Here is a 4104-nt window from a genome sequence, read left to right on the forward strand (position 1 = left end):
CGCACGCGAGGTCCGCCAGGATGTGATCGAACAGGGCATTTCCCGCCTTCTCGCCGTGTGCTAGGATCTCCGCGATCTTCTCGATCGCCTCCTGGAACCCGTAGCGCGACTGCTCCTCGGCCAACAGCGCCGGGTACTCCCGCAGGATGAACGTCCCACCGCCGAACTCGTCGAGCACGATCCCCACCCGAGCCAGCTCCTCCCTTGCCCCTTCGATCAGCGCGGCGGCCTCGAACGGAAGCTCGATCCGCACCGGAAGAAGAAACCGCTGGCGCGCCACCTCGCCCTGTGCGAACTGCTCCTTCAGCTCCTCGTACAGGATTCGCTCGTGCGCGATGTGTTGGTCCACGATCTCGAGCCCGTCCGGACTCTCCACCAGGAGGTAGGTGTTCTGCAGCTGGCCGATCACCCGCCGATCGCTCTCTACCCTCACTTTTTCCCGCGGTTGCGCGGTGATGCGCTGCACATCCATAAGGGGAAGCTCCATGCTTGGTTCCCGAACCAGCGGGGCGGAACCCGGCTTCGAACGCGGTTTCGGCGGAGGGGGCGCCGCAGCGGTCTCCGGCACGATCGACGATACGACGTAGCGGGACGAGAGGGCATCGGAGAGCGCCCGCATGAGCAGATCGCGCACCCGGCGCGGGTCGGAGAACCGGATCTCCTCCTTGCGCGGATGAACGTTTACATCGACCTCGTCCGGCGGAAGTTCGATCCGAATGACGGCGAGCGGATAGGTCCCCCGCCGCAGGAGCCCTTGGTACGCATTTGCCAGGATGTAGGACAGTCCGCGGTCGCTCACCGGGCGGCCGTTGACACAGAACAGCTGGTCCCGCCGCGTCCCCCGCTTCAGATCAGGAGGGGAGATCAGTCCGGTCACCCGCACCTCCCCGTCCTCCCGCGCGATCGGGATCAGGGCGTCTGCCACCTCGTGCCCATAGAGCTGCCCGATCCTCTCCCGCAGGTCGACCGCCGCCGGGGCGGTGAAGACCTCCTTCCCGTTGTGGACGAAGGTCCAGCCGATCCTTGGAAAAGCGAGTCCGAGGCGGTGCACCACTCGACTGGCGTGAAAGTACTCGCTGCGGGAGGAAGAGAGGAACCGCGCCCGCGCCGGGACGTTGAAGAACAGATCCCTCACTTCCACCGTCGTTCCCGGCGCCCGCGCCGCCGGGCGCGGTCCGTCGACCTGGCCGCCGGAGACGCTGATCTCATAGGCATCACCGTCGCGCGGACGCGAGACGATCCGCACCCGCGCCACCTGCACAATGCTCGCCAGCGCCTCGCCGCGGAATCCGAGGGTGGCGATTGCGTCGAGGTCGGATTCGGTCGCGATCTTGCTCGTTGCGTGCCGCTCCACGCACAGGCGCAGGTCGTCGGCGCCCATCCCTTCGCCATCGTCGCGCACTACGATCTCCCGGATCCCGCCGTCGGTGAGCTCGACCGCGATACTCTCACTTTTTGCGTCGATTGCGTTCTCCAGCAGCTCCTTCACCACCGATGCCGGACGCTCGATAACCTCACCGGCAGCGATCTTCCGCGCCAGGTCCTCCGGTAACCGCTTGATCTTCATCGTGGGGAGAGGCTATCCCATCCGCCGCGTCGGGGCAACGTTGGCGCAGGGGATGGGATTGCGGTATCTTAAAGGGCGATGTATACGATCAACGACCTCAGAAAGCTCCTCGGCCTCTCGACCGCGAACCAGGTTCGCAACCGGATCGAGGCGGTGAAGGACCTCATCGCCGCGGAGCTGCGCCGTGGCCCGAACAACCAGATCCTCGTCACCGACGCCGGCCTCTCCGTCCTCCGCCGGCTTCAGGAGTTGTACGATAGCGGGCTAACAATTACGCAGGCGAGTGACGTTTTACGCGCTAGTGGCGATATTAACGTCATAAAATCGAGCCAAGGTTCGTCTGGTTTAATACAAAACCGGGTCGAGCCAAGTGCAAACGAGGCACTGATCGCGGCGTTGCGGGATGAGATCGCGTTCCTGCGCGAGCGGGTCGCCTATCTGGAGGCCCGCTTGGCCCAAGAGCGGGAGGAGAGGCAGGTTGGACGGGAGTGGTGGGAGGAATTGAAGGAGGAGACGGATGGGGCTTAATGTTCCGCTCCGCGGGAACGCGCGGCTGGAGGCGGTCGTCGCCCGGATCGACGCGTCGGAGCGCCTCGAGGCGCTGTGGGCGGCGTCGAACGTCACCGCTATCGACCGGATGCACATCAACGACCACGGCCCGGTCCACATCAAGATCGTCACCAACATCGCCCTCAAGCTCCTTCGGCTCCTCGTTGCGGGCGGGGTCACCCCGAGCGCTGTCGCCGACCACCACCTCGATCCGGAGGACGCAGAGGTCATCGTTGTCCTCGCCGCGGTGCTGCACGACATCGGGCACGTCATCCACCGACGCAACCACGAGGAGCTCTCCCTGATCCTTGCTCCTGGCCTGATCGAGGAGCTTCTCGCCGGTACGTACGGGGTGCGGGAGGCGACGATCATCGAGGGAGAGGTCCTCCACGCGATTCATGCCCACCGCCGCGATATCCAGCCCCTCACCGTGGAGGCCGGGGTGGTGAAGGTGGCCGATGCTCTCGACATGGAGTCGGGCCGGGCCCGAATCCCGTTCACCGCCGGTGAGGCGACGATCCACTCCGTCTCCGCGATGGCGATCAAGAAGGTGAAGATCGGGAAAGGAGACGAGCGCCCGGTTCGGATCGAGGTGGAGATGACCAACTCGGCCGGGATCTTCCAGCTCGACAACCTCCTGCGGGAGAAGCTGAAGAACTCCGGAATAGCACACTATTTCGAGGTGATCGGCCAGATCGTGGGCGAGGAGAAAAAGATCGTCAACCGCTACACGATCGAATGAGAGGCCCGTAAATCGCCTCCGCGGCTCCCTCGCGTTATATTTCCCACCCGTATCGTTCTCCAGCGGTTATCCGCCGCCTCAGTTGATCGAGCTGTAAGTTGCTTTACTAGGGCATTTCGGCCGACAAGATTCGATCTCGCAACAAAAGTGCCCTTTTGTTGCGACAGTTGTCCCCCTGTTTCCGCGGCGGTCGGGCTACACTTCCTGGTGCGAAAGGAGGGGATGATGGCACTCGAGCTCACCCAGGAGGACTTCCTCACCCCGAAGCAGGTGAAGGCACTGAAGGACTACTGTCGTCGCCGGGCGGAGGAGGGGACGCATGATCGGCGCAAGCGGCCGGTGCGCGACTGGGCGATTCTGCACGTCGCCCTCGACGCCGGACTGCGGGTATCCGAGATCTGCGCCCTGCGCGTCGGGGATGTGATCCTCGAGCCTGAACATTCCTCCTTGATCGTTCGGGATGGCAAGGGGCATAAAAAGAGAGGGGTGCGGATCGGCAAGGCTCTGCGCGATCACCTCGCGGAGTTCATCGCCTGGAAGGAGAAAAACGGAGAATCCATCTCCAACCGGGCTCCGCTCTTCGTCTCCCTGCGCGGAGGACCGCTAACCCGCAGTGCGGTTTTCCGCATCTTCAAGGCGAACGCGCGCGCGGTTGGAATCCCGGCTCGATTCTCCATCCATTCCTGCCGCCACACCTACGCCTCCCTCCTCTATCGCGCCTCCGACTACAACATCCGCCTTGTGCAAAAGCAGCTCGGTCACAGCTCGATCCAGACGACCCAGATCTACGCCGACGTCCTGAGCGAGGACGCGGCCGTCGCCGTCGATCGGCTCCCTCAATAGGCAGACGCCCGCGAGATCCCTCGATCAGCAACATTTCACCGCTTTTCTCGTCCGGTTTTTATCGGTATGATATAAAACCACGCTAAACCCACGAAGTGTTATTGCACTACTGAATAGAGTTGTGTCGTGTAGCTTAAATCGCATAGTTATTGTTTTGTAAAGATTAATATCAATCTTCCTGCGCAGCCCGTCCTGGAGCCGTCGCGGTGCAAAAGTGAGGGATGAGGCGCGCCTCATGAGACAGCGCGGGCGAGATCAGTACCGTAGATCATCTCCTGATCGTCGCGCATGAAGCCGACTTGCTCTAAGCCAGCTTCTGCCTCCGAGCCGCGGACCTCACGTCCGTCCCAGCTCCGGACCATCACCTTCCAGAGACCGGCGACCGGGTCGAACAGCCCGGGAA

The 4104-nt window shown here is 63.1% G+C and carries 4 protein-coding genes; 3 read left to right on the forward strand and 1 reads right to left on the reverse strand.

Going from position 1 to position 4104, the window contains the following annotated elements:
* Positions 1-1567, reverse strand: a 1567-nt coding sequence (mutL, locus tag J7J55_03590) for a DNA mismatch repair endonuclease MutL (protein MCD6141790.1), incomplete at its 3' end; no start/stop codon positions are given.
* 78 nt (positions 1568-1645) lie between these two features.
* On the opposite strand from mutL, the gene J7J55_03595 reads away from it, so the two are divergent.
* The 3 genes from J7J55_03595 (at position 1646) to J7J55_03605 (ending at position 3701) form a co-directional block, all read left to right on the forward strand.
* On the forward strand, positions 1646-2095 hold the full coding sequence (locus tag J7J55_03595; protein ID MCD6141791.1) for a hypothetical protein: 450 nt from the start codon (positions 1646-1648) through the stop codon (positions 2093-2095).
* Entirely contained in the window at positions 2085-2858 is a 774-nt protein-coding gene (locus tag J7J55_03600; GenBank protein ID MCD6141792.1) for an HD domain-containing protein, read from the forward strand. Before J7J55_03595 ends, J7J55_03600 begins: the two co-directional genes overlap by 11 nt.
* Before the next feature lie 222 nt (positions 2859-3080).
* A complete protein-coding gene (locus tag J7J55_03605) occupies positions 3081-3701 on the forward strand; it encodes a phage integrase family protein (GenBank protein ID MCD6141793.1) in 621 nt (206 codons plus the stop codon).
* Positions 3702-4104: the final 403 nt, after the last annotated feature.

It is taken from the genome of Candidatus Bipolaricaulota bacterium (genome assembly GCA_021159055.1).
GTDB lineage: Bacteria > Bipolaricaulota > Bipolaricaulia > UBA7950 > UBA9294 > S016-54.

Bases quoted from the DNA above. Each gene is read 5' to 3' on its own strand.
- J7J55_03605 (MCD6141793.1), top strand. From the start codon at position 3,081: ATGATGGCACTCGAGCTCACCCAGGAGGACTTCCTCACCCCGAAGCAG.
- J7J55_03600 (MCD6141792.1), top strand. From the start codon at position 2,085: ATGGGGCTTAATGTTCCGCTCCGCGGGAACGCGCGGCTGGAGGCGGTC.
- J7J55_03595 (MCD6141791.1), top strand. From the start codon at position 1,646: ATGTATACGATCAACGACCTCAGAAAGCTCCTCGGCCTCTCGACCGCG.